The organism is Chromobacterium vaccinii, from assembly GCF_000971335.1.
GTDB classification, from domain to species: Bacteria; Pseudomonadota; Gammaproteobacteria; order Burkholderiales; family Chromobacteriaceae; genus Chromobacterium; species Chromobacterium vaccinii.
The window spans coordinates 1-21,570 of sequence record NZ_JZJL01000012.1; the positions used below are offsets into that span (position 1 = coordinate 1).

Below are 21,570 nucleotides of genomic sequence, written 5' to 3' on the forward strand. Positions count from 1 at the left end.
AAGGACGCCAAGGCGCGCACCGACGCGCTGGGCCAGTTGCAGAAGGCCCTTCAGGATTACAAGACCAGCCTGACCACGCTGACCGGCAAGAAGAGTCTGGTGGCGATGAACGCCTCCGCCACGCCGGACGGCATGGCAACCGTCACCGCCAAGGGCAATGCCCAGGCCGGCAACTACAGCGTGTTCGTCGAGCAATTGGCCAGCTCCCAGCAATTGCTGATGGGCGATCTGGCCGGCGCCACCGCCCAGGCCGGCGACAAGTTCACCGTCAAGCTGGCGGGCGGCGAAAGCTTCGAAGTGGCGCTGGACGGCGCCGACCGCGACAAGGACGGCAAGCTGTCGCCCAGCGAACTGGCGCTGGCGATCAACCGCGCCAGCGGCAACGCCGGCAAGGTCAACGCCATGGTGCTGAACAACAACGGTGCCAGCCAATTGGTGCTGTCCGCCGGCAAGAGCGGCGAAAAGAACACCATCTCCCTGGATTTGGCCGGAGTGAGCGACAGCGCCCTGAAAAACGGCCTGTCCGCGCCCAAGGAGCTGAGCAAGGCGCAAGACGCCGTCGTCTGGCTGGGCGGCAAGGCCGGCGGCGTCAAGCTGCAGCAAGGCTCCAACACCTTCGACAACATCGAGGGCGTCAGCTTCACCGTCAACAAGGTGAGCAAGGACACCGATCCGCCGTTGCAGATTTCCATCAGCCGCGGCGACAGCGACACCACGGCCAACGTCCAGTCCTTCGTCGATTCGTACAACAAGATCTACAAGGCGATTTCCGATCTGTCCCAGCCAGGCAGCAACGGCAAACCGGGCGCGGCCTTCGCCGACGACTCCAGCATCCGCGTATTGAAAAGCCAGCTCAACGCCATCCTGCGGCAGTCCTTCGACGGCGTCACGCTGGGCCAGATGGGCATCAAGGCCAGCCGCGACGGCACCCTGGCGCTGGACAGCAAGAAGCTGGGCGACACGCTGAAGGCCAGCCCGGACGCGCTGGACCGCTTCTTCAACGGCGCCGGCCAGAACGGCGCGCTGAAGCAGAGCGCCGACTATCTGGACAAGTGGCTGAACGGCAGCAACGGCCTGCTCAAGCAGCGCCGCGACAGCGAAGACCGCGGCCAGAAGGATCTGACCCGGCGGCAAGACGCGCTGCAAAAGACCTTCGAGCAGACCTACAACCGCTACCTGGCGCAGTTCACCAAGTTGCAGAGCATGCAGGATCAGATGACCCAGACCATGGGCATGTTCAACAACTCCAACTTCTTCTGAATTTAAAGAAAGCAGGATCGAGATCGTGGATTACGACGCCTATCGCAGCTACCACGCGGTCAATCTGGAAGCCCAGACCGGCGCCGCCAGCCAGGTGGAACTGGTGCTGGTGCTGTTCGACGGTCTCCTGGAAGAGATCGCCCGCGCCCGCGGCCATTTGCAGCAGCAGCGCTTCGAGCAGAAGGGCGAGAGCATCAGCAAGTGCATCAACATCCTCAACGGCTTGTCCAGCGCGCTGGATTTCGAAACCGGCGGCGAGGTGGTGACCAATCTGGCGCGGCTGTACGACTACTGTGCCCATCGCCTTTACCAGGCCAGCGTCGAGCTCGACGCCGTGGCGCTGGACGAGGCGGAGAAGCTGCTGGTCACGCTCAAGGGCGGCTGGACAGGCGTGCGGGACCAGCATGCCGCGGCCTGAGGTCGAGCGCTGGTGCCTGGCCATCGCCGACGCGGCGGAGCGGCGGGACTGGGACGCGCTGACGGCCATGGACGCGCGTCTGCGCCGGCTGTTGGCCGAGTCCGGGCTGAGCCTGGACGCGGATGACAGGGCGGCCTTGTCGGCCGCCTACCGCGCCGCGCTGGCCGCGAGCGGCGCCGAGCTGGACGCGTTGAGCGCGAAGATGGCAGAGGCGGGACAACAGCGCGAAGGCCGTCTGGCCTACGCGCAATTCAGTGAATGGGAACAAGCATGAGCAGAGTGGCGCCGCCGCAATCCGCGCCCGTTTCCCCCGTCCAGGCGGGGAGCGGTGACGGAGTAGTCAGTCAGGCGATGGACGACCTGTCGTGGATGGACGCCGATCCGGCGGCAGGCTTCGCCGACGCGATGTCTGACGCCGGCGCGCGGCAGTCGCCGGCCATGGAGGAATCGGCGCAAGAGCCGGTTTCCTTGGCGGATGCTGTTCGCCAAGGCCTGCCGGCCATGCCGGCGGCTGTCGATCAGAATGCCGCGGTTGGCGACGGCGAGGATGAGAAGACGCGCAAGCCGGTGGATCTGGCCGCGCTGAGTCCGGCGTTGCAGCCGCAAATCTGGCAGGCGTTGATGCCGCGCCAGGTGGCGCCTACAGCGGATGCCGAAGCGCCAGCGGACGCCGGCAAGGTTGCCGCGCCCGTTCTGGATGCCGCGCCGGCGTCTCCAAAGCCGGCCGACAAGGCGCCGCAGATTCAAGCGGCGGATCTGGCCATGCCGCGGGAAGCCGCGCCGCGTATGGACAATATCGTAGCGGCCTTGCCGCCGGCTCACCCGGCCGATGCCGCCAAAGCAGCGGAAAGCTTCAGCCTGGCCTTGCCGCCGGCGCAGCCGGAGAGTTGGAGCGGCAAGCTGCAGGCGGCGCTGGGCGAGCGCTTGCAGGTGTTGTCCAGTCAGAACATGGACCGCGCGACGCTGCGGCTGGATCCGCCGTCGCTGGGCACGCTGGAAATCTCGCTGCGCCACCAGGCCGGCGCGCTGGTCGTAGAGCTGACCGCCTCGCACGGCGAAGTGGTGCGCCAGCTGCAAGGCATAGGCGACGCGCTGCGCCAGGATCTGGGCAGCCGCCAGTACACGCAGGTGGCGGTGGAGGTGCGCGAAGGCATGCCGTCCGGGCAGGGGCAGGGCGGCCGCCAGGGCCGGGAGCAGCAGGCCCAGCAGCAGCCGGGCCGGGCGCTGAGCGAACAGGGCTGGCAGACGGCAGGCTCGTTTCAATTGGATCAGGGCTGAGACAGCGAAGGATATCGATAGATGAATAGCAGGACCCTGATCGTGGCCGCCTTGGTGGCCGCCGGCGTGGCCGGCATCGGCGGCGGCGGCTGGTGGTATTACCAGCAGGCGGCGCATGCCGAACCCGCCAAGCCGCAACCGGTGGATTACCGCTTCGTCACCTTGGACAAGATCATCGTGATGCTGAAGAGCGAGTCGGGCGGCGACGCCCGCTACATGGCGGTCGACTTGGTGTTCCGCAGCACCGCGGAAAACGAGGGCAAGGTGAAGGAGCAGCTGCCGCTGCTCAAGAGCGTGGCGGTGCGCGCGCTGTCGCAACTGACGCGCGAGCGCGCCAACGCCTTTAACATCGACGACTTCCAGAAGCTGCTGGACCGCTCCTACCGCGCCACCTTCGCGCGGGAGGCGCGCGGACAGCCGTTCACCGAGGTGATGGTCAGCAAGCTGATCATCGAGTAAGCGCGATGTACGCCGAGAGCTACGAGCAGCCGTCCCAAGCCGTCGACGAGGCCAGGCACCTGGCGACCTACGCGCCGCTGGTCAAGCGCGCCGCGCGCCAGCTCTCCAGCCAGGCCGGCGGCGTGTTCGACCGCGAGGACATGGAGCAGATCGGCCTGATGGCGCTGCTGGACTGCCTGCGCCGCTATGGCGGCGAGCCGGACGAACGCTTCGCCGGCTTCGCCATGCTGCGCATCCGCGGCGCCATCCTGGATGAATTGCGGCGGCTGGACTGGCGTCCGCGCGGGGTGCGGCAGGAAGCGCACCGGGTTCGCGACGGGCTGCGCGAATTGAGGCGCAAGCTTCGGCGCGAGCCGACCGAAGCGGAGGCGATGACCTTGCTGGGGCTGGACGCCGACGCCTACCGCGACGCGCTGCTGGCCGAAAACGCCGAGGCGATGGCGAGCTTCGACGAACTGGTGGCCGGCGGAATGGAGCTGGCGGCGGAAGGCTCGCCGGAAGCCAGGCTGGAGCGGCAAAGCGAGCTGGCGCGCGCGCTGACCGCGCTCAACGAGCGCGAGCAGCAGGTGATCCAGCTGTATTACGAGTTCGAACTGAGTCTCAAGGAGATCGCGGCGGTGCTGGAGCTGACCGAGGCCCGCATCTGCCAGATCAACAAGAGCGCCCTGAAAAAGATGCAGGCCTGCCTGATGGCGGCCTGAAGCAAGGAAACACCCCATGCAGCAATTGTTTGGCATTCTGATCGTGCTGGTTTGCGTATTCGGCGGCTTCATGCTGCACGGCGGCGTGCTGTCCATCATCTGGCAGCCGACCGAGCTGTTGATCATCTGCGGCGCGGCGCTGGGCGCGGTGGTGCTGGGCAACCCGCCGCACGTGCTGAAGGAGATGGGCGGCCAGATCAAGCGCGTGGTGGTGCGCAAGAAGCAGGGCGCGGAATTCCAGCGCCAGCAGCTGTTGCTGATGTACGAATTGCTGATCACCGCCAGCCGCGGCCTGAAGGCGCTGGACCAGCACGTGGAAGCGCCGCGCCAGAGCCCGCTGTTCAACCGCTACCCCATGGTGCTGGAAAACCGCAAGCTGCTGGCCTTCATCGTCGACAACTTCCGGCTGATGGCGATGGGCAAGATCAACGCCCACGAGCTGGAGGGCGTGCTGGACCAGGAGCTGGACGCCATCCATGAACAACTGATCCAGCCGTCCAAATCGCTGCACAAGATCGCCGAAGCGATGCCGGGCTTCGGCATCCTGGCGGCGGTGCTGGGCATCGTGATGGCGATGAACACCGTCGCTCAGGGCGCCAGCGCCGGCGAGATCGCCGCCAGCGTGGCCGCCGCCATGGTCGGCACCTTCATCGGCATTTTCTTCTGCTACGGCGTGCTGGACCCGCTGTCCAACGTGATGCACCAGCTGGTCAAGGAAGAATTGTCCAATTTCGAATCGGTGAAAGTGGTGCTGACCACTCACGTATCCGGCAAGCCGCCGCTGCTGGCGATCGACGCCGGCCGCCGCCTGGTGCAGCTGAACACCAAGCCCAGCTTCTCGCAGCTGGAGTCGTGGATCAACGCGATGGAAGGGCTGGGTTAAGAGATGGCCGGCCAGAAGAACAAGGGCGATCACGAAGGCGCGGTGATCAAGAAAGTGTCCCGCCGCAATGCGGAAGAGGGGCACGGCGGCGCCTGGAAAGTGGCGTTTGCCGACTTCGTGCTGGCGCTGATGTGCCTGTTTCTGGTGCTGTGGGTGCTGGCCGCGCGCGATCAGGAAAACCTGCAGCAATTGCTGACCACTTCCGGCGGCAGTCCGCTGCTGCAGGGCAACGGCCGGCAGATAGACCACATGGGCAACCCGCCCGGCACGCTGATTCCGCGCGATCCCATCCCGGGCCAGACCGGCAGCCAGGTGGCCAGCAAGTCGGCGGTGAGGGACAGCGACAAGCGCGCCAGCGAGCAGCCTGAGCTGCCGCGCCGCAGCTACGACAGCGAGGCCGATCTGCGCAAGCTGGCCGCCCAGCTGTCCGAAATGAGCCAGAAGGCCGGCCTGTCCAGCAATCTTCAGACGGTGATCACGCCCTACGGCCTGCGCGTGACGCTGCACGACACGGATCAGCAAGGCATGTTCGAGCGCGGCAGCGCCATCGTCGACCCCCGCTTCCGCGGCTTGTTGCAGCAGATCGGCGCCATGCTGGGCGAGATCGACAACCGCCTGCTGGTGGTCGGCCACACCGATGCCGCGCAATACCACCGGGCCGGCGCCTTCGGCGCGATGTCCAACTGGTCGCTGTCCAGCAACCGCGCGATGGCCGCGCGCCTGCACATGATGCAGGGCGGCCTGGCTGGCGATTCGGTGCTGCAGGTGGTGGGCATGGCGGAGCGGGCGCCGCTGGACAAGCAGCATCCGCTGGCGGCGTTGAATCGCCGGATCGAGCTCTTGGTGTTGACCTCGGGGCAGGCTCAGGCGGTGGTGTCGATGTTCGGCGCGGCGGCGACGGAGGCGGTAAATGCGCCGGGTGTTGCGTTAGCGCTACCAAATGCAGAGGACTTGAAAACCCTGCGGGAAAATACCATAAACATACGATAAGTTGCTGATAGTATGCTTTGTTCTCATAAAAGCCTTGCCTTTGCAAGGCTTTTTTATTGTGTGTTTTTCACATAAATTTTAATCAAATTATTTACAATTAACACAGTGTTGATAACAATGTCAGGCATATGAGCCACTTCTCATATCGCAAACAATAAATAATGACTAAGGCATGTCCGTGCCTTCGAGGTCCGGGTGCTGGTAGTCGGGGACGTGTTACCGAGATGAATCAAGAGCAAGTTAGGCAGATGTTGCGGCAGACGCCGCTGTTTGGCCATTTGGAAGACGGGGCGTTGGATCATGTCGTGGAATGTTCCGAAGCGGTGCGTCTGGCGAAGGGCGAGTCCCTTTACGAGGAGGGAGATGAATCCGATTCCGTAGGGCTGCTGTTGGATGGATGCATGCAGGTTTATGTGTCTGAGCCCAGCGGCAAGAAGTATGTGCTGCAGATGGTCATGCCGGGCCAGTTGCTGGGCATGGAGTCGTTTGTCGACTGCGGCGAGCGCGGCAATAATGTGGTGGCGGACGAGGACAGCGTGTTGCTGCGGTTTACGCGGGAAACGCTCAGGCAGGTGTTCGACAGCGAGGATGGCTTGCCCGGTTGCGACAGGGTTCGCTGCAGCATCATGCGCTACCTGGTTTCTCTGGTGCGCCACATGACCACGTTGGCGCGCAACCTAGCCTTGCTGGATGTTTACGGTCGGGTGCGCATCCTGATCAATCAGATGTTGATCGAACAGGACGGCGTGCTGATATTGCGCAAGCAACTGACCCAGCAGGAAATCGCCGACCAGATCGGCTCCTCCCGCGAGATGGTGGCGCGTATCCTTAAAGAATTGGTCTACGGCCATTACATTCGCCTGGAGAACAGGCGCATCGTGGTGCTGAAGATGTTGCCGGAGAATTTCTAATCCGGCGGAGAGGCCGCGCGACACCGAGTCGCGCGGTTTTTGGTTTTCAAGGTTTAAGTTTGGCGGCCGCGGGTCGCCCTGTATTGGTATCACATCCATACAGTTGCTAGGCAGACAGATGCAGATCTCCTCTCTTTCCACCTGGCGCGGCGAAAAAGCCGCGGCGGGCAAGTTCGAAACCGCGTCGGCGGCCGACGCGGCTCCTCGCGCGATTTCGTCGGTTGCAAGCGCCGAGGCGCCGCTGGCGGCCTCCCTGCAAGCGATGCCCGAGATCGACCAGTCCAAGGTGGAGGCGGTGCGCGCCGCGCTGGCCAGGGGCGAAGTTCGTTTCGATGCCCGGCGCCTGGCAGGCTTGATCGAGCAGTACCACGGCGGCCGCTGATGGATAGAAAACAGCGCTATCGTCGATTATTCGCCACCGTGGGCGAGGACCTCGCCGACTATCCGCGTCTGAATGCCTTGCTGGAGCGGCAGTTCCGCGCCGCGCTGGCGCATGACGCGGCTGAGCTGGATCGGTGCGCCGGCGAAATCGCCGCATTGTGCGACAAGCTGGAACGCAGCCGCCGCGAGCGTCTGGAATTGGTTGCGTCGTTGCTGCCGCCGGGGACGGAGCGATCGATGGCTGAAGTGCTGAAGGTTTTGCCGCAGGCCATGCGAGAGCAGGGCGACGCGCATTGGCGGCGTTTGCGCGCGCTGATCGCGGATTGCCGCGAACGCAATCTGCGCAATGGCCAGCTGCTGCAGGAGCGCAGGCAGCTGTTGCAGCGCGTGCTGGAGGGCGAGAGCGATGTTTACGCAGCGCAGTGAGTCCTGGCAGTCCGCCGGCGGGGCCGTTTCGTCGGACGCGGTGGCTCTGTCGTTGAGCCTGCCGTCGGAGGGCGCGGGTTTTTCCGAGCAGTTCGCCGGCGTTCGCGCCGAAGTGGAGCGTTTCATCGCCGGCGGCGAGTCGGGCTCGGCTCAGCAGTTGTCGCCGGAAGCGTGGCGCGTTCAGCAGCAACTGCGCGCCGGCGCGGCCGATTTTTCCGCGGTGCCGCGGGATCGGCAGGGTTTCGTCGAGGAAATGCTGCCGCACGCGCAGGCAGCTGCGGCGCGTCTGGGCGTGACGCCGGATCTGGTGCTCGCTCACGCGGCGCTGGAGTCGGGCTGGGGGCGCAAGCCGCTGACGCGCAGCGACGGCGGCAACAGCCATAACCTGTTCGGCATCAAGGCCGACGCGCGTTGGGGCGGGGAGGTGGCGACGGCGCTGACCACGGAGTTCATTCACGGCCAGAAGCAGAGCAGGGTGGAGCCGTTCCGCGCCTATCCCGATTATCGCGCGGCGTTCAACGATTACGCCGATCTCTTGGCGTCGAATCCGCGCTATCGCGCGGCGCTGGGCGTCGGCGGCGACGCGAAGGCTTTCGCCGAGGCTTTGGCGCGCGGCGGCTATGCGACCGATCCTGATTATGCCGGCAAGCTGGCGGGTCTGGCGGGGCAGTTCCGCAAGAGCATCCGTTGAGTCCTAGGGAAAAGAGATTGGCGCCAAGGGCGCCAATTTTCATTTATGCAGATTTTTGGAAAATAAAAAGGAAAAAGCCGAAATCGTAAGATTTCGGCTTTTTGATTGGTGGAGATAAGCGGGATCGAACCGCTGACCTCTTGCATGCCATGCAAGCGCTCTCCCAGCTGAGCTATACCCCCAGATGATGCTTTGGCGTCCCCACGGGGATTCGAACCCCGGTCGCCGCCGTGAAAGGGCAGTGTCCTAGGCCTCTAGACGATAGGGACGTAATGCCTAATTGTAGTTTGGTGGAGATAAGCGGGATCGAACCGCTGACCTCTTGCATGCCATGCAAGCGCTCTCCCAGCTGAGCTATACCCCCAGATGATGCTTGGCGTCCCCACGGGGATTCGAACCCCGGTCGCCGCCGTGAAAGGGCAGTGTCCTAGGCCTCTAGACGATAGGGACTAAATTTTTGGTGGAGGTAAGCGGGATCGAACCGCTGACCTCTTGCATGCCATGCAAGCGCTCTCCCAACTGAGCTATACCCCCACATATCCGCCGATTTCGCTATTCGCGGGACCGTTCGGTCTCGACAGGAGGCGAACTATACATGCAGCAAATTCCCCATGCAAGCGCTTTGTGAAAATATTTCAAAAAACGCATAATTTATCTATTTTGATTAACATGGCTGTTACTGGGTACGCTAAGGCGAGGCTGATGGCGCATTGATATGTATTTTAAGAATAACAAAGTAAAATAATATTACTTAGCGTTCTAATTTTCGACTGCTATGGTGTCGCCATGCCCGGCCGAATCCAGGCTGGAGGAACGATATTCTGGAGAATGGACAATGAAGAAACTGAACGCAGCTTTCGCTCTGATCCTCGCCGCGGCAGGCTCCGCGGCCCATGCCGACGATCTGGCCGACATCCGCAAGACCGGCGTGCTGAAGATCGGCACCGAAGGCACTTACGCGCCCTTCACCTATCATGACGCCGCGGGCGGCCTGACCGGCTTTGACGTGGAGATCGCCCAGGCGATCGCCGCCAAGCTGGGCGTCAAGCCGCAATTCGTCGAAGGCAAGTGGGACGGCCTGATCGCCGGTCTGGACGTCAAGCGTTACGATGTGGTGATCAACGAAGTGGCGATCACCGACGCGCGCAAGGTCAAGTACGATTTCTCCGCGCCCTATATCGTGTCCAAGGCGGTGCTGATCGTCCGCGACGACAACCGCGACATCAAGCGTTTCGAAGATTTGAAGGGCCGCAAGTCGGCCAACACCCTGACCAGCAACTTCGGCAAGCTGGCGCAACGCTACGGCGCCGAGATCGTGCCGACCCAGGGCTTCAACGAATCGGTCGCGCTGCTGGAGTCCGGCCGGGTGGAAACCACCATCAACGACAGCCTGTCCTTCCTCGACTTCAAGAAGAAGCAGCCCAAGTCCCGCCTGAAGGTGGCCGCCACCGAGGCGAACGGCGACGCGTCCGGCGTGCTGCTGCGCAAGGGCAACCCGGAGTTGAAGGCCGCCATCGACAAGGCGCTGGCCTCGATCAAGGCCGACGGCACCTATCAGAAGATTTCGCACAAGTATTTCGGCGCCGACGTGTCGCGCTGAGTTGAGGAGCGGCAATGCCCCCGTGGTTGCAGTTGATGGCAGATTCGCTGCCGTCCCTTTTGTATGCAGGCCTGGTATTCACCGTGCCGCTGACGCTGTTGTCCTTCGCCGGCGGCCTGGCGCTGGGCCTGGCGGTGGCCTTGATCCGGCTGTTCGGGCCGCGCCCGCTGGTTTTGCTGGTGCGCGGCTATTCCTGGCTGGTGCGCGGCACGCCGCTGCTGGTGCAGCTGTTCGTGATCTTTTACGGCTTGCCGCGGGTCGGCATCGTGTTCGATCCGTTCCCGGCGGCGCTGCTCGGCTTCGTTCTCAGCGTAGGCGCCTACACCTCGGAAGTGATACGCGCCGCGATTTCGTCGGTGCCGAAGGCTCAATGGGAGGCGGCGTATTCGCTGGGCATGAGCTGGTCGCAGGCGATGCGCCGCACCATCCTGCCGCAGGCGGGCAGGGTGGCGGTGCCGCCGCTGGCCAACTCCTTCATCTCGCTGGTGAAGGACACTTCGCTGGCGGCGGTGCTGACGGTGCCGGAAATGTTCCAGGCGGCGCAGCGCATCGCGGCCACCACTTACGAGCCGCTGCTGCTGTATCTGGAGACCGCGCTGATCTATCTGTTGTTGAGCACCGTATTGACCTGGCTGCAGGAACGGTTGGAAAAACGTTTTGACCGGCACGTGGCGCCGGTAGGGGCCGCGTCATGATCAAGCTGAGCCGTATCGTCAAATCCTTCGGCGGGCAGATCGTGCTGCACGATGTCGGCCTGGAGCTGGCCGAGGGCGGCGTCACCGCGCTGATCGGTCCGTCCGGCAGCGGCAAGAGCACGCTGCTGCGCTGCGCCAATCTGCTGGAGACGCCGGATGCCGGCGAACTGCAGCTGGCCGGCGAGACCTTGCGTTTCGAGCCCGGCAGGAAGTTGCCCCGCGACGCCATCCTGCGCGTGCGCCGCGTCACCGGCATGGTGTTCCAGAGCTTCCAGCTGTTTCCGCACCAGACTGTGCTGCAGAACGTGATGGAAGGACTATTGACCGTTCAGCGCTGGCCGCGCGACAAGGCGGAGGCGCGGGCGCGGGAGCTGCTGGACAAGGTGGGCATGGCGCACAAGGCCGACGCCTGGCCGTCCACGCTGTCCGGCGGCCAGCAGCAGCGCGTGGCGATCGCCCGCGCGCTGGCGCCATCGCCGCAGCTCTTGCTGTGCGACGAGCCGACGTCGGCGCTGGACCCGGAACTGGCCGCGGAAGTGGTGGCGGTGTTGCGCCAGCTGGCCGCCGACGGCGTCACCATGCTGATGGCCACGCATGATCTGCGTCTGGCCTCCAGCGTCGCCCGGGACGTGGTGTTTCTGGAAAACGGCCGCGTGGTCGAGACGGGCTCCGCCGCGCAGATATTCGGCGCGCCGCGCGAGGCGCGCACGGCGGAGTATGTGTCCACGCTGACGGCCGGCGCCAGGGATCTGGTGCAGATCTGATCCGCCGGCCGACGATTCAGCCTGCGCTGACGCGCGCGCGGCCGGCGCGCTTGGCCTGGTACAGCTGTCGATCGGCGGCCTCGATAAGCGTTTGCGGCGGTGCTCTTCTCAGTCGGTCGGAGCGGCGATGCCGCGGTAGATCGGCAACAGCAGCAGAAAGCCCTGGCCGCGCAGCGGCGTCGCCTGCAGCAGCGTGATGGGTTCCGACAGCCGGGCTCCGCCGCTGTCCACGGCCTCCTGGGTCGCGGCCCGCCGGGCTGGGTCTGAGTTGATGTCGAGGCCGATGGCCGCGCCATTGCCGGATGCCGGCTCGATGAACTGGATGATGGCGTGTTCGCCGTGGTAGCGGCTGAACTGGCGCAGCTTGAAGCCGGGGCTGCCGCCGGTTTTCATGGCGGACAGGAAGCGCGGCAGTTCGGCGTCGGCCACGCGGCGGATGATGCCGAAACCGCGAGCGCCGGGGAATTCCCGGTCCGGTTCGCGGCTTTGGGCATAGCGGTGGAAGATTTCCCGGTTGAGTCCGGCGGGGCCGGCGGCGATGAACGCGCCGCGGGCGCCGCGCAGGCCGTATTCGTAGCGCTGCAAGCGTTCGACGATTGCGTCGAGCGCGCTTTGGGCCTGGCGATTAGCGGCCTGTTGCAGCGTTTCGGCATTGCGCCGATCGATGTATAGGCAGGCGAGCGCCGTCAGCGACAGGCCCAGCAGCAGCGTAACTGCCGCCCAGCGGATGGCGGAGGAAGTGTAGGGCTTTCTCGTCATGGTGGCTGTCGTCGCAACGATGGAATGATATCGGCAGGCGGGGCCGGACCATTTTATGATAGTTGCGTCGAGGGGGTTTGCAGCGGAGGGGAATGAAAAAAGCCCGCATGCGCGGGCTGATTTCGTTGTGAAGCAGAAGGTTGGTGGAGATAAGCGGGATCGAACCGCTGACCTCTTGCATGCCATGCAAGCGCTCTCCCAGCTGAGCTATACCCCCGGTGGTCCATCGCTGCGTTCACAGTGCTGAGCATTCTATGCGTGTCTTTTGGGCTTGTAAATACCTTGCCGTGCAAAAAGTGAAAATTGCCGCGATGGCGCTGTCGGCATGGCTCAGGACATGCGGGCATGGCATTGTCAGCGGGCAGGACGCTGCGAGGAGGCGTCGGGTATAATCGGCGGCCCGGATACGCAGGAGGGCGCGATGTCGGTCGGCCACTACGAGAATTTCCCGGTGGGTTCGCTGTTGCTGCCGCGCAAGATGCGGCGCGCGGTCCACGCCATCTACCATTTCGCCCGCTATGCGGACGACGTGGCCGACGAGGGCGAAGCCAGCCCGGCCGAGCGCTTGGCAGAACTGGACCGCCTGGAGGCCGACCTGGACCGTATCGCGGCGGGCGAGCCGACGAGAATCGAACTGATGGCGCCGCTGGCGGCGGCCATCGCCGCGCACGACTTGCCATTGCAGCCGTTGCGCGATCTGTTGTCCGCCTTCCGCCAGGACGTGGCCAAGACTCGTTACCAGAATTTCGCCGAGCTGGTCGACTACTGCCGCCGCTCCGCCAACCCGGTCGGCCGGCTGATGCTGGCGCTGTCCGGCGAGTCCGACGCGCGCAGCCTGGCGCAGTCCGACGGCATCTGCACCGCCTTGCAACTGATCAATTTCTGGCAGGATGCGGCGGTGGACTGGGGCAAGGGCAGGGTTTACCTGCCGCAGGAGGATCTGGCCCGCTTCGGCGTGGACGAGGCGCAGATCGCCGCCGGCCGTTTCGACGCCCAGTGGCGGGCATTGATGCTGTACCAGGTGGAGCGGACTCGCAAGATGCTGCAGGCCGGCGCGCCGCTGGGCAGAACGCTGCGCGGCAGGCTGGGGCTGGAGTTGAGGCTGATCGTGATGGGCGGCGACCGCATTCTGCACAAGCTGCACGCGTCCGGCGGCGACGTGTTCGGGCAGCGTCCCAAGCTGGGCGCTGGCGATTGGATATATATGATGTGGCGGGCGTGCCGGGCAAAATGAGCCGACGCCGCGCCATGGATGGAATGCATCCGGTCCCAAGACGGGCCGGCGACAGTAGGGGAGAGGCGCGTGACGCCCGATCAGTATTGCGAAGACAAGGCCGCGGCCAGCGGTTCCAGTTTCTACTACAGCTTCCGCTTCTTGCCGGAAGCGCGGCGGCGGGCGATCACCGCGCTGTACGCGTTTTGCCGCGAGGTGGACGACGCGGTGGACGAATGCCACGACCTGAGCGTGGCCCAGGCCAAGCTGGCCTGGTGGCGCGGCCAGGTGCAGCGGGCCTACCGCGGCGAGGTGGATCACCCCGTGATGCGCGCGCTGCTGCCGCATCTAGAAGCTTTCCACCTGCCGCAGTCGGAGCTGGAAGAAATCGTCGACGGCATGGAGATGGACCTGAGCATGGTGCGCTACCAGCGCTTCCAGGACCTGCTGCTGTATTGCCACCGGGTGGCAGGCGTGGTGGGCAAGCTTGCGGCGCGCATCTTCGGCTACACCGACGAGCGCACGCTGGAGTACGCGCATGAGCTGGGCGTCGCCTTCCAGCTGACCAACATCATCCGCGACGTCGGCGAGGACGCGCGGCGCGACCGCATCTATCTGCCGATGGAGGAGCTGCAGCGCTTCAACTGCCCGGCGATGGATATTCTGCATTTCGAGGAAAGCGACGCCTTCAAGTCGCTGATGGCATTCCAGATCGAACGCGCGCACGAGCATTACCGCAAGGCCTGGGAACTGCTGCCGGCGGCGGATCGCAAATCGCAGCGTCCGGGCCTCCTGATGGCGGCCATCTACCGCGCCACGCTGCGGGAAATCCAGCAGGATGGCCCAGCCAAGGTGTTGAACCAGCGCCTGTCGCTGGGAACCGGCCGCAAGCTGTGGCTGGCCTGGAAAACCTGGACCTTCGGCTACAAGCCGTGAAACCCAGGGTGGCGGTGGTGGGCGCCGGCTGGGCCGGGCTCGCCGCGGCGGTGGAGCTGGCCGGCCATGCCGATGTCACCGTCTACGAGGCCGGGCGGGAGCCCGGCGGCCGCGCGCGCTGCATCGGGCGCGCGGAAGACAGGTTTGACAATGGTCAGCACATTCTGCTCGGCGCTTATGCAGAATGCCTGCGCCTGATGCGGACAGTCGGCGCCGATCCCGACCGCTTGCTGCTGCGCCAGCCGCTGCAGTGGCGGCGGGAAGGGGGCCTGAGCCTGGACTGCCCGCGCCTGCCGGCGCCGCTGCATCTGGCCGCGGGATTGCTGGCGGCGCGCGGCCTGGGCTGGCGCGACAAATGGCTGCTGGCGCGCGCGCTGGACGGCTTGCGGCGCGGCGGCTACCGGCTGGCGCGCGATTGCAGCGTGGCCGAATGGCTGGCGGAGCAAGGCCAGAGCCGCAGGCTGCGCGACGATTTCTGGCGGCCGATGGTGTTGTCGGCGCTGAACACGCCGCCGGAGCGGGCGTCGATGCGCGTGCTGGCCGCGACGCTGCGCGACAGTCTGGGCGCGCGGCGCGCGGACAGCGACCTGCTGCTGCCGGCCGCCGGGCTGTCGGCGCTGTTTCCCGATCCGGCCTGGCGCTGGCTGGCGGAGAAGGGCGCGGATCTGCGCGCCGGATGCCGGGCGCGGCGGATCGCCCCGCTTCAGGATGGTCCGCAAGTGGACGATGAGAGGTATGATGCGGTGATAAGCGCCGTCGCGCCCTACCATGCGGCGGAACTGCTGGATGATCCGAAATTGCGCGTGGCGCTGGAGGCCTACCGCTACTGGCCGATCGCCACCGTCTACCTGCGTTTCGACGTTTCGCCGCGACTGCCGGCGCCGATGATGGGCGTCAGCGGCGGCGGCATGGACTGGCTGTTCGATCGCGAGGCGCTGGCAGGGGAGGCCGGCCTGGTGGCGGCGGTGCTCAGCGCGCCGACGGCGCTGCCGGACGCCGAGGAACTGGTCGCCAGGGCGCTGGCCGACGCGCGCCGGCTGGCGCCGCATCTGCCCGAACCGGCGCGCAGCCGCGTGATCGTGGAAAAGCGGGCGACGTTCGCCAGCGAAGTCGGCCTGGAGCGGCCGACGGCGCGGACGGCGCAAAGAGGAATCTATCTGGCCGGGGATTGGGCGCATCCCGATTATCCGGCGACGCTCGAGGGGGCGGCGCGCAGCGGCGTGGCCGCGGCGGCAGCCGCATTGCAGGACTTAGGAATAGAACCATGACGATGAAGACCGAGTTTGCCCAAGACGCGCTGGCAGGGCGCGTGATCCTGATCACCGGCGCCTCCCAGGGCGTGGGGCGCGAAGCCGCGCTGGCCTTCGCCCGCCACGGCGCCACCGTGGTGCTGCTCTCGCGCAGCGTCAAGGGGCTGGAGAAGGTCTACGATGAAATCGTGGCGGCCGGCGGGCCGGAGCCGGCGGCGGTGCCGCTGGACTTGCTGAACGCGGGCGAGAACGAATTCAACCAGCTGGCGCTGACCATCAAGCGCGAATTCGATCGTCTGGACGGCATCGTGCATTGCGCCTCGCATTTCTACGCATTGTCGCCGCTGAGCAACCAGACCATAGAAGAATGGATGAACCAGTACCGGATCAACACCGTGGCGCCGTTCGCGCTGACCCGCGCCTGCCTGCCGCTGCTGAAGGACGCGCCGGACGCGTCGGTACTGTTCGTCGGCGAACATCACGCGCTGCATCCGGCGGCCTACTGGGGTGGTTTCGGCGCGTCCAACGCCGGTTTGCCGTACCTGACCAAGGTGGCGGCCGACGAGTGGGAGATGCTGCCCAATCTACGCGTCAATCTGTTGCTGCCGGGGCCGGTCAATTCGCCGCAGCGCAACCGCACCCATCCGGGCGAGGACAAGAGCGAGCGCGCCGATCTGGCCGATCTGATGCCGCATTTCCTGTACTGGCTGGGCGGCGACAGCCGCGGCCGCAGCGGGGAAGTGGTGGAGCTGGACCTGCGCAAGCCGCGCGGCTGAAACGGGGAGAGGGCATGAAGAGACTGCTGTTGTTGGCCTGCGCGCTGCTGCTGGGCGGCTGCAACTATGTGAACAGCGTGACCGGGCTGAGCAAGGATTCGGACAAGGCGATAGGCGCGGCCTGCCGCCAGACCGGCCGCTCGCTGGAAGAGTGCTACCAGCGCAATCCGAGCGCGGACAAGGCCTTCATCTACGCCGGCTGGCGCGAGATGAACGAGTATATGGCCAAGAACAAGCTGGAAACGATGGAGCCGTTGCCCGAAGCCGCGGCGCAGCCGGCTTCCGGCCCGACGCCGGCGGTGGCCGGCAAGCGCGCGGCCAGCGGCTCCACCTCTTCGGCCGGGCAGACCGGTCTGCCCGATCTGATGAGCAGCGAAGAGGCCGACCGCGCCGCCAAGAACGATCCCCAGGTGGCGGCGGTGATGCGCGCGATACGCAACGGCCAGCCGGCCAAGCATTCATCGTCGGCGCCGCCCGAGGATCAGAAGCGCCTGCTCAACATCATCCAGCAACTGAACAAGTCCGACCCGGGCCGCAGCCCGGGCTGAAGCGTTTTTGACTGCCGGTTTCGCGCCGTCCTGCTATCCTTCCGCCTTTGATTCACCCTGAATCCTTCCCTGATGGCCAAGAACAAAACCGTATTCAGCTGCACCGAGTGCGGCGGACAATCGCCCAAGTGGCAGGGCCAGTGCCCGCATTGCAATGCCTGGAACACGCTGACAGAGGCGGTGGCCGCGCCGGCCGCGGCCGGTCCGCGCTTCCAGTCGTGGGCGGCCAACGTCACCAAGGTGCAGAAGCTGTCCGAGGTGCAAACCGAGGAAACCCCGCGCGATCCGTCCGGCATCGACGAACTGGACCGGGTGCTGGGCGGCGGCATCGTCCGCGGCGCGGTGGTGCTGATCGGCGGCGACCCCGGCATCGGCAAGTCCACGCTGCTGTTGCAGGCGCTGTCGCAGATCGGCCAGAACCGCAAGGTGCTGTACGTGTCCGGCGAGGAATCGGCGCAGCAGATCGCGCTGCGCGCCTCAAGACTGGCGCTGGATACCAGCAGCGTCGACCTGCTGGCCGAGATCTGCATCGAAAACATCCTGGCCACGCTGAAGCGCGAACAGCCCGAGGTGGTGGTGATCGACTCGATCCAGACGCTGTACACCGAGCAGGTGACTTCGGCGCCGGGCTCGGTGTCGCAGGTGCGCGAATGCGCGGCGCAGCTGACGCGGATGGCCAAGCAGAGCGGCATCACCGTGCTGCTGGTCGGCCACGTCACCAAAGAGGGCTCGCTGGCCGGCCCGCGCGTGCTGGAGCACATGGTGGATACCGTGCTGTATTTCGAGGGCGATTCCCATTCCAGCTACCGGATGATACGCGCCATCAAGAACCGCTTCGGCGCGGTCAACGAGCTGGGCGTGTTCGCGATGACCGATCGCGGCTTGAAGGGCGTGTCCAACCCGTCGGCCATCTTCCTCTCATCGTACCGGGATGACGTCGCCGGATCCTGCGTGCTGGTGACGCAGGAAGGCACGCGTCCGCTGCTGGTGGAGATCCAGGCGCTGGTGGACGATTGCCACGGCTTCCAGCCCAAGCGCCTCACCGTAGGCCTGGAGCAGAACCGGCTGGCGATGCTGCTGGCGGTGCTGCACCGCCACGGCGGCGTGGCCTGCTTCGACCAGGATGTGTTTCTCAACGCGGTGGGCGGCGTCAAGATCAACGAGCCGGCGGCCGACCTGGCCATCATCCTGGCCATGGTTTCGTCCTTGCGCAACAAGGCGCTGCCGGAGAAGCTGGTGGTGTTCGGCGAGGTGGGCCTGGCCGGCGAGGTGCGGCCGGTGACGCGCGGGCAGGAACGGCTGAAGGAAGCCGCCAAGCTGGGCTTCACCCGCGCCATCGTGCCCAGCGCCAACAAGCCGCGCCAGGAAATAGAAGGCCTGAAGGTATTGGCCGTGGACCGCCTGGACCAGGCGGTGGAATACTGCAGGGAGTAGAGGCATGGTGGATCCGCAAGCGATAGAGCAGGAACGTCCTTATCTGCTGCGTTACGCGCTGGCGCAGCTGCGCGAGCGCGACGCCGCAGAGGAGGCGGTGCAGGAGACGCTGCTGGCGGCGCTGGAGTCGCGGGATAATTTTTCGGGCAAGTCGACCCTGCGCACCTGGCTCACCTCCATTTTGCGTTTCAAACTGATCGACGCCTTGCGCCGCAAGGGCAAGGAAAAGCTGTTCGAATCGCTGGAGGATGAGTGCGACGATAGCGATTTCGACGGCTTGTTTACCCAGGATGGGCATTGGCGCGAGCCGATGCGCGCCTGGAGCGGGCCGGAGTCGCAGTTGGTTTCCAAGCAGTTCTGGCAGGTGTTCGAGGAGTGCTCCAAGGTGATGCCGCGCCGCACCGCGATGGTGTTCGCGATGCGCGAGGTGATGGGGATGGAGATCGCCGACATTTGTAACAATCTAGAGATCACCGCGACTAACTGTTCAGTGCTGCTGTACCGCGCGCGGATGAGCCTGCGCGAATGTTTTTCAATACGCTGGAGCCGGGAGGACGAGCGATGAAGTTGAGTTGCCGCGCGGCCAGCCGGCTGATATCCATTGGGATGGACCGCCCGCTGGGCATGGGGGAGTTGCTCAAGCTGAGAATGCATTTGGCGCTGTGCGGCAACTGCCGGCAGTTTTCGCGGCAGTTGGATGCGCTGCGGGACGCCGCGCGCCGGGCGGGCAGGGGAGATGACACGCCCGGCGATTAATGCTTTTGACATTTTTGCGCGCGCTGGAGACACTGGGCCTTTCTTTTTTGGAAAGGCTTTTTTCATGTCTGCGATTGCTGTTCTCGATGCATTGATGCGAACCCATGACGACCGCCCGGACGAGGCGATCGCGCAATTGCCCGCCTTGCTCGCCTCTCCGGGCCTCCCCGCCGCTTCGCTCTCGAGAGCGGCTTGGCTGGCCAACCACTTGCTGGGCGAAAAAAGGGGCGACTGGCGGGGCGCCTGGGCCCTGTTGAAGGCGATGCCGCTGGCCGATGCCGGTCCGGCGCTGCTGCGCCATTGCGTGGTGGCCGCCACGCTGGCCGGCGACGCTTTGGCGGCCTGGCGCCTGGAGCGGCAATGCCTGGCGGGAGGCGCGAGCGCCGACGGCGCCCGCCTCGCGATCCGGCTTGGGGTGCTGCTCGGCGCGTTGGGCGGCGCCCCGTTGCGGGAATCGCTGACCGAGTTCGCTGTCCTGCAAGCGGCTTTGGAGCTGGGCGAGGCTGGCGAGACCGATGCCGCGCTGGCGGCGCTGGTCAACAATATCGTGTCGGCCTTCCTGGACAGAAACGAGCTTGATGTTCGAGATCCGTTCTGCGAGGAGACGCTGTTCAGCGGCGCGCGGATCGCCAGGCTGCTATGGGGCAGGGCGGGAAACTGGGTCAACCACGAGCGGGCGGAATACCTGCTGGCGCTGACGGCTAACCGTTTCGAGCGCTGGCCGGATGGCTTGCTGGCCGCCGACGCGGGGCTGGCCTTGATCGCGGCCAATGGCGAGGAGGAGGTGGACCGCGCTTTCCTGTTGCTGGAGAGGGCGCGGGCGCTGGGCGGATCGGGCCGCCAGGCTGAGGCGGAAGCGGCTTGTGCCGAGGCGCAGGCGTTGGCGGCCTCGTTCGATTCAGATCTGCGTCCGTGGTTCGACGACTGCGCGCGGCGGGCAAAAAGAGAGCCGGCTGTGGCCGGCTCGTGAAGCTACAAAGGTAAGAGCTTAGAGAAAAATCTTGCTGAAACAGACGCTTCAACGCTTGCGTTTGATCGGCTTGTCGCCGCCGCCGCGTTGCGGGCAAGCGGCGCAAGGCTGCTCGCACATGCCGGCGCCGGTCAGCGATTGCTTGAGGGCGCAGACCGAACGCCGACAGGCGATGAAGCGGATCTGTTGTTCGGCCGCCAGTTCGCGGAAATGGCGCATCACGTTGTGGCCGAGAAAATCGGTGAACAGGATCAGCAGGTCGGTGCCGGCGGGCAGGCGGTCCACCTTGCGTTGATGCGAGCTGTTGCGGCCGCTCAGGTGGCGGTGAATGGTGATGCCGTAGTTCTGCAGCACGTCGGGGATGTTGCCCAGGGTGTCGGCTCCAACCAGCATGGCGTTCATCGTGACGTTCTCCTGTGTGAGTTTTGAAAATGATAATAATTATCATTCGTAGAGTCAATCCTGTTTTTCAAGGTCTTTTTTCCACCGCTACCGAATGATCCGATTCCGTCTGGCCATGCCTGGAGTGGAAGCCATGGCGCAAAGCATTGCGTGGAAAGGATTTTTTACGGATTTGGCCTGGCCGCCGGACGGCCATCGCCTATGGTGTAAGGAATGGTTTTTGCCCTTAGTGCCAGTGCGGCGGCGGAGCGGGAGGCGATATGACTTTGGCCGGTTGGAAAGGATGGGCGCTTTGCGCGCTGTTGCTATTGCCGCAGATTCCGGCGCTAGCGGGCGGCGAAGAGTGGGCGCGCATTCGGCGCGACGGCGCGTTGCAGATCGGTCTGGAAGGTACCTTTCCGCCCTATAGCCAATTGGCGAGCGGCCAGTTGCAGGGCTTCGAGGTGGACTTCGGCCGGGCGCTGGCCGCGCAGATGGGCGTGGCGGCGCGTTTTCAGACCATGGTTTGGGATCATATGCTGGACAATCTGGCGGCTGGCCGGATGGATGTGGTGATCAACCAGGTGGTGGCGACGCCGGAACGCAGGAAGCGCTTCGAATTTTCCATTCCCTACACTTACTCCGGGTTGCAGCTGGTGGTGCGCAAGCCGGATTTGCCGCGCTTCCATGGCGCCGGGGATCTGGCCGGCGCCCATGTCGGCGTCAGCGCGGGCACCAATTACGAGCAATGGCTGCGCGACAACGCGCCGCAGGCCCACATCCATCGTTACCCGGACGATCCGACGAAATACGACGGCCTGCGCCGCGGCGAGGTGGACGCCATCGTGATCAACCGGCTGGCGGCTTTCAACCTGGCGCAGAAAACGCAGGGCGAGCTGGCGCCCGCCGGCCGCATGCTGGCGCGCGAAGACGCCTGCGTGGTGCTGCGCAAAGGCAGTCCGCAGTTGCTGGCGGCGGTGAACCGGGCGATAGGCCACCTGCAGCGCGATGGCACCTTGCAGACGCTGTCGCGCAAGTGGTTCAAGGCCGACATCGTCAGCCGGCCGCAGTAGGCGGCCGGCCTGGGGAC

General features: G+C 65.2%; 27 protein-coding genes and 6 tRNA genes. 25 read left to right on the top strand and 8 right to left on the bottom strand.

From position 1 onward, the window contains the following. The 12 genes from fliD to flgJ all read left to right on the top strand — a co-directional run. Positions 1-1,260: flagellar filament capping protein FliD (fliD, locus tag VL52_RS07915; RefSeq protein WP_046156534.1), on the top strand; the 1,260-nt coding region annotated here is incomplete at its 5' end. A 25-nt stretch (positions 1,261-1,285) separates the two neighbouring features. After that, the gene (fliS, locus tag VL52_RS07920; RefSeq protein ID WP_046156535.1) at positions 1,286-1,678 is read left to right on the top strand and encodes a flagellar export chaperone FliS; all 393 of its coding nucleotides are present in this window, start codon (positions 1,286-1,288) and stop codon (positions 1,676-1,678) included. Then, a complete protein-coding gene (locus tag VL52_RS07925) occupies positions 1,665-1,952 on the top strand; it encodes a hypothetical protein (protein ID WP_046156536.1) in 288 nt (95 codons plus the stop codon). The genes fliS and VL52_RS07925 overlap by 14 nt, the downstream gene beginning before the upstream one ends. Continuing rightward, positions 1,949-2,956, top strand: a complete 1,008-nt coding sequence (locus VL52_RS23210) for a flagellar hook-length control protein FliK (RefSeq protein ID WP_235429238.1) — start codon at positions 1,949-1,951, stop codon at positions 2,954-2,956. The genes VL52_RS07925 and VL52_RS23210 overlap by 4 nt, the downstream gene beginning before the upstream one ends. A 21-nt stretch (positions 2,957-2,977) precedes the next feature. Then, positions 2,978-3,415, top strand: coding sequence for a flagellar basal body-associated FliL family protein (locus VL52_RS07935; RefSeq protein ID WP_046156537.1), 438 nt, complete (start codon positions 2,978-2,980; stop codon positions 3,413-3,415). 5 nt (positions 3,416-3,420) lie between these two features. After that, complete coding sequence (locus VL52_RS07940) at positions 3,421-4,116, top strand: FliA/WhiG family RNA polymerase sigma factor (protein ID WP_046156538.1); 696 nt, start codon at positions 3,421-3,423, stop codon at positions 4,114-4,116. 16 nt (positions 4,117-4,132) lie between these two features. After that, a complete protein-coding gene (gene motA / locus VL52_RS07945) occupies positions 4,133-4,999 on the top strand; it encodes a flagellar motor stator protein MotA (RefSeq protein ID WP_021475129.1) in 867 nt (288 codons plus the stop codon). Between the two features lie 3 nt (positions 5,000-5,002). Next, the gene (locus VL52_RS07950) at positions 5,003-5,989 is read left to right on the top strand and encodes a flagellar motor protein MotB (RefSeq protein WP_046156539.1); all 987 of its coding nucleotides are present in this window, start codon (positions 5,003-5,005) and stop codon (positions 5,987-5,989) included. A 305-nt stretch (positions 5,990-6,294) separates the two neighbouring features. Beyond that, complete coding sequence (locus VL52_RS07955; RefSeq protein ID WP_235429239.1) at positions 6,295-6,900, top strand: Crp/Fnr family transcriptional regulator; 606 nt, start codon at positions 6,295-6,297, stop codon at positions 6,898-6,900. Further along, a complete protein-coding gene (flgM, locus tag VL52_RS07960; protein ID WP_082113676.1) occupies positions 6,893-7,282 on the top strand; it encodes a flagellar biosynthesis anti-sigma factor FlgM in 390 nt (129 codons plus the stop codon). Before VL52_RS07955 ends, flgM begins: the two co-directional genes overlap by 8 nt. After that, positions 7,282-7,707, top strand: a complete 426-nt coding sequence (locus VL52_RS07965; RefSeq protein ID WP_046156542.1) for a flagellar protein FlgN — start codon at positions 7,282-7,284, stop codon at positions 7,705-7,707. Before flgM ends, VL52_RS07965 begins: the two co-directional genes overlap by 1 nt. Next, complete coding sequence (gene flgJ / locus VL52_RS07970; RefSeq protein ID WP_046156543.1) at positions 7,688-8,398, top strand: flagellar assembly peptidoglycan hydrolase FlgJ; 711 nt, start codon at positions 7,688-7,690, stop codon at positions 8,396-8,398. Before VL52_RS07965 ends, flgJ begins: the two co-directional genes overlap by 20 nt. 106 nt (positions 8,399-8,504) lie before the next feature. On the opposite strand, the gene VL52_RS07975 is transcribed toward flgJ, so the two are convergent. The 5 genes from VL52_RS07975 to VL52_RS07995 all read right to left on the bottom strand — a co-directional run bounded on the left by VL52_RS07975 (position 8,505) and on the right by VL52_RS07995 (position 8,932). Further along, positions 8,505-8,580, bottom strand: a tRNA-Ala gene (locus tag VL52_RS07975). An 11-nt stretch (positions 8,581-8,591) separates the two neighbouring features. Next, positions 8,592-8,667: transfer RNA gene (locus tag VL52_RS07980), tRNA-Glu, on the bottom strand. A 19-nt stretch (positions 8,668-8,686) separates the two neighbouring features. Further along, positions 8,687-8,762 (bottom strand) — tRNA-Ala (locus tag VL52_RS07985). Positions 8,763-8,772: 10 nt separating this feature from the next. Further along, a tRNA-Glu gene (locus VL52_RS07990) sits at positions 8,773-8,848 on the bottom strand. Positions 8,849-8,856: 8 nt separating this feature from the next. Next, a tRNA-Ala gene (locus tag VL52_RS07995) sits at positions 8,857-8,932 on the bottom strand. A gap of 301 nt (positions 8,933-9,233) precedes the next feature. On the opposite strand from VL52_RS07995, the gene VL52_RS08000 reads away from it, so the two are divergent. From VL52_RS08000 to VL52_RS08010, 3 genes are read left to right on the top strand one after another with little or no spacing between them, the layout of a single operon-like run. After that, positions 9,234-9,998, top strand: a complete 765-nt coding sequence (locus VL52_RS08000) for an amino acid ABC transporter substrate-binding protein (RefSeq protein ID WP_046156544.1) — start codon at positions 9,234-9,236, stop codon at positions 9,996-9,998. Positions 9,999-10,012: 14 nt separating this feature from the next. Next, a complete protein-coding gene (locus VL52_RS08005) occupies positions 10,013-10,693 on the top strand; it encodes an amino acid ABC transporter permease (RefSeq protein ID WP_046156545.1) in 681 nt (226 codons plus the stop codon). Then, positions 10,690-11,457, top strand: a complete 768-nt coding sequence (locus VL52_RS08010; protein ID WP_046156546.1) for an amino acid ABC transporter ATP-binding protein — start codon at positions 10,690-10,692, stop codon at positions 11,455-11,457. Before VL52_RS08005 ends, VL52_RS08010 begins: the two co-directional genes overlap by 4 nt. Before the next feature lie 108 nt (positions 11,458-11,565). On the opposite strand, the gene VL52_RS08015 is transcribed toward VL52_RS08010, so the two are convergent. Together VL52_RS08015 and VL52_RS08020 are read right to left on the bottom strand one after the other, a co-directional pair. After that, the gene (locus tag VL52_RS08015) at positions 11,566-12,216 is read right to left on the bottom strand and encodes a CHASE domain-containing protein (protein ID WP_046156547.1); all 651 of its coding nucleotides are present in this window, start codon (positions 12,214-12,216) and stop codon (positions 11,566-11,568) included. Between the two features lie 141 nt (positions 12,217-12,357). Next, positions 12,358-12,433 (bottom strand) — tRNA-Ala (locus tag VL52_RS08020). 204 nt (positions 12,434-12,637) lie between these two features. On the opposite strand from VL52_RS08020, the gene hpnC reads away from it, so the two are divergent. From hpnC to VL52_RS08065, 9 genes are all read left to right on the top strand, one after another. Then, a complete protein-coding gene (gene hpnC, locus VL52_RS08025) occupies positions 12,638-13,450 on the top strand; it encodes a squalene synthase HpnC (RefSeq protein WP_046156548.1) in 813 nt (270 codons plus the stop codon). A gap of 69 nt (positions 13,451-13,519) precedes the next feature. Next, positions 13,520-14,365, top strand: coding sequence for a presqualene diphosphate synthase HpnD (hpnD, locus tag VL52_RS08030; protein ID WP_046156549.1), 846 nt, complete (start codon positions 13,520-13,522; stop codon positions 14,363-14,365). Further along, on the top strand, positions 14,362-15,633 hold the full coding sequence (gene hpnE / locus VL52_RS08035; RefSeq protein WP_046156550.1) for a hydroxysqualene dehydroxylase HpnE: 1,272 nt from the start codon (positions 14,362-14,364) through the stop codon (positions 15,631-15,633). The genes hpnD and hpnE overlap by 4 nt, the downstream gene beginning before the upstream one ends. Beyond that, entirely contained in the window at positions 15,630-16,391 is a 762-nt protein-coding gene (locus VL52_RS08040) for an SDR family oxidoreductase (RefSeq protein WP_082113677.1), read from the top strand. Before hpnE ends, VL52_RS08040 begins: the two co-directional genes overlap by 4 nt. 14 nt (positions 16,392-16,405) lie before the next feature. Then, on the top strand, positions 16,406-16,939 hold the full coding sequence (locus VL52_RS08045; protein WP_046156551.1) for a hypothetical protein: 534 nt from the start codon (positions 16,406-16,408) through the stop codon (positions 16,937-16,939). A 72-nt stretch (positions 16,940-17,011) separates the two neighbouring features. After that, positions 17,012-18,373, top strand: coding sequence for a DNA repair protein RadA (gene radA, locus VL52_RS08050; RefSeq protein ID WP_021477629.1), 1,362 nt, complete (start codon positions 17,012-17,014; stop codon positions 18,371-18,373). A 4-nt stretch (positions 18,374-18,377) separates the two neighbouring features. Continuing rightward, positions 18,378-18,938, top strand: coding sequence for a sigma-70 family RNA polymerase sigma factor (locus tag VL52_RS08055; protein ID WP_046156552.1), 561 nt, complete (start codon positions 18,378-18,380; stop codon positions 18,936-18,938). Continuing rightward, on the top strand, positions 18,935-19,129 hold the full coding sequence (locus VL52_RS08060) for a zf-HC2 domain-containing protein (protein ID WP_046156553.1): 195 nt from the start codon (positions 18,935-18,937) through the stop codon (positions 19,127-19,129). Before VL52_RS08055 ends, VL52_RS08060 begins: the two co-directional genes overlap by 4 nt. Before the next feature lie 94 nt (positions 19,130-19,223). Then, on the top strand, positions 19,224-20,099 hold the full coding sequence (locus VL52_RS08065; RefSeq protein WP_046156554.1) for a hypothetical protein: 876 nt from the start codon (positions 19,224-19,226) through the stop codon (positions 20,097-20,099). Between the two features lie 48 nt (positions 20,100-20,147). Here VL52_RS08065 and VL52_RS08070 read toward each other — a convergent pair whose 3' ends face one another. Next, a complete protein-coding gene (locus VL52_RS08070) occupies positions 20,148-20,501 on the bottom strand; it encodes a DUF2325 domain-containing protein (RefSeq protein WP_021477625.1) in 354 nt (117 codons plus the stop codon). 260 nt (positions 20,502-20,761) lie between these two features. On the opposite strand from VL52_RS08070, the gene VL52_RS08075 reads away from it, so the two are divergent. Further along, positions 20,762-21,553 (top strand): transporter substrate-binding domain-containing protein, encoded by a 792-nt coding sequence (locus VL52_RS08075; RefSeq protein ID WP_046156555.1) that lies wholly within the window; start codon positions 20,762-20,764, stop codon positions 21,551-21,553. Positions 21,554-21,570 lie beyond the last annotated feature (17 nt).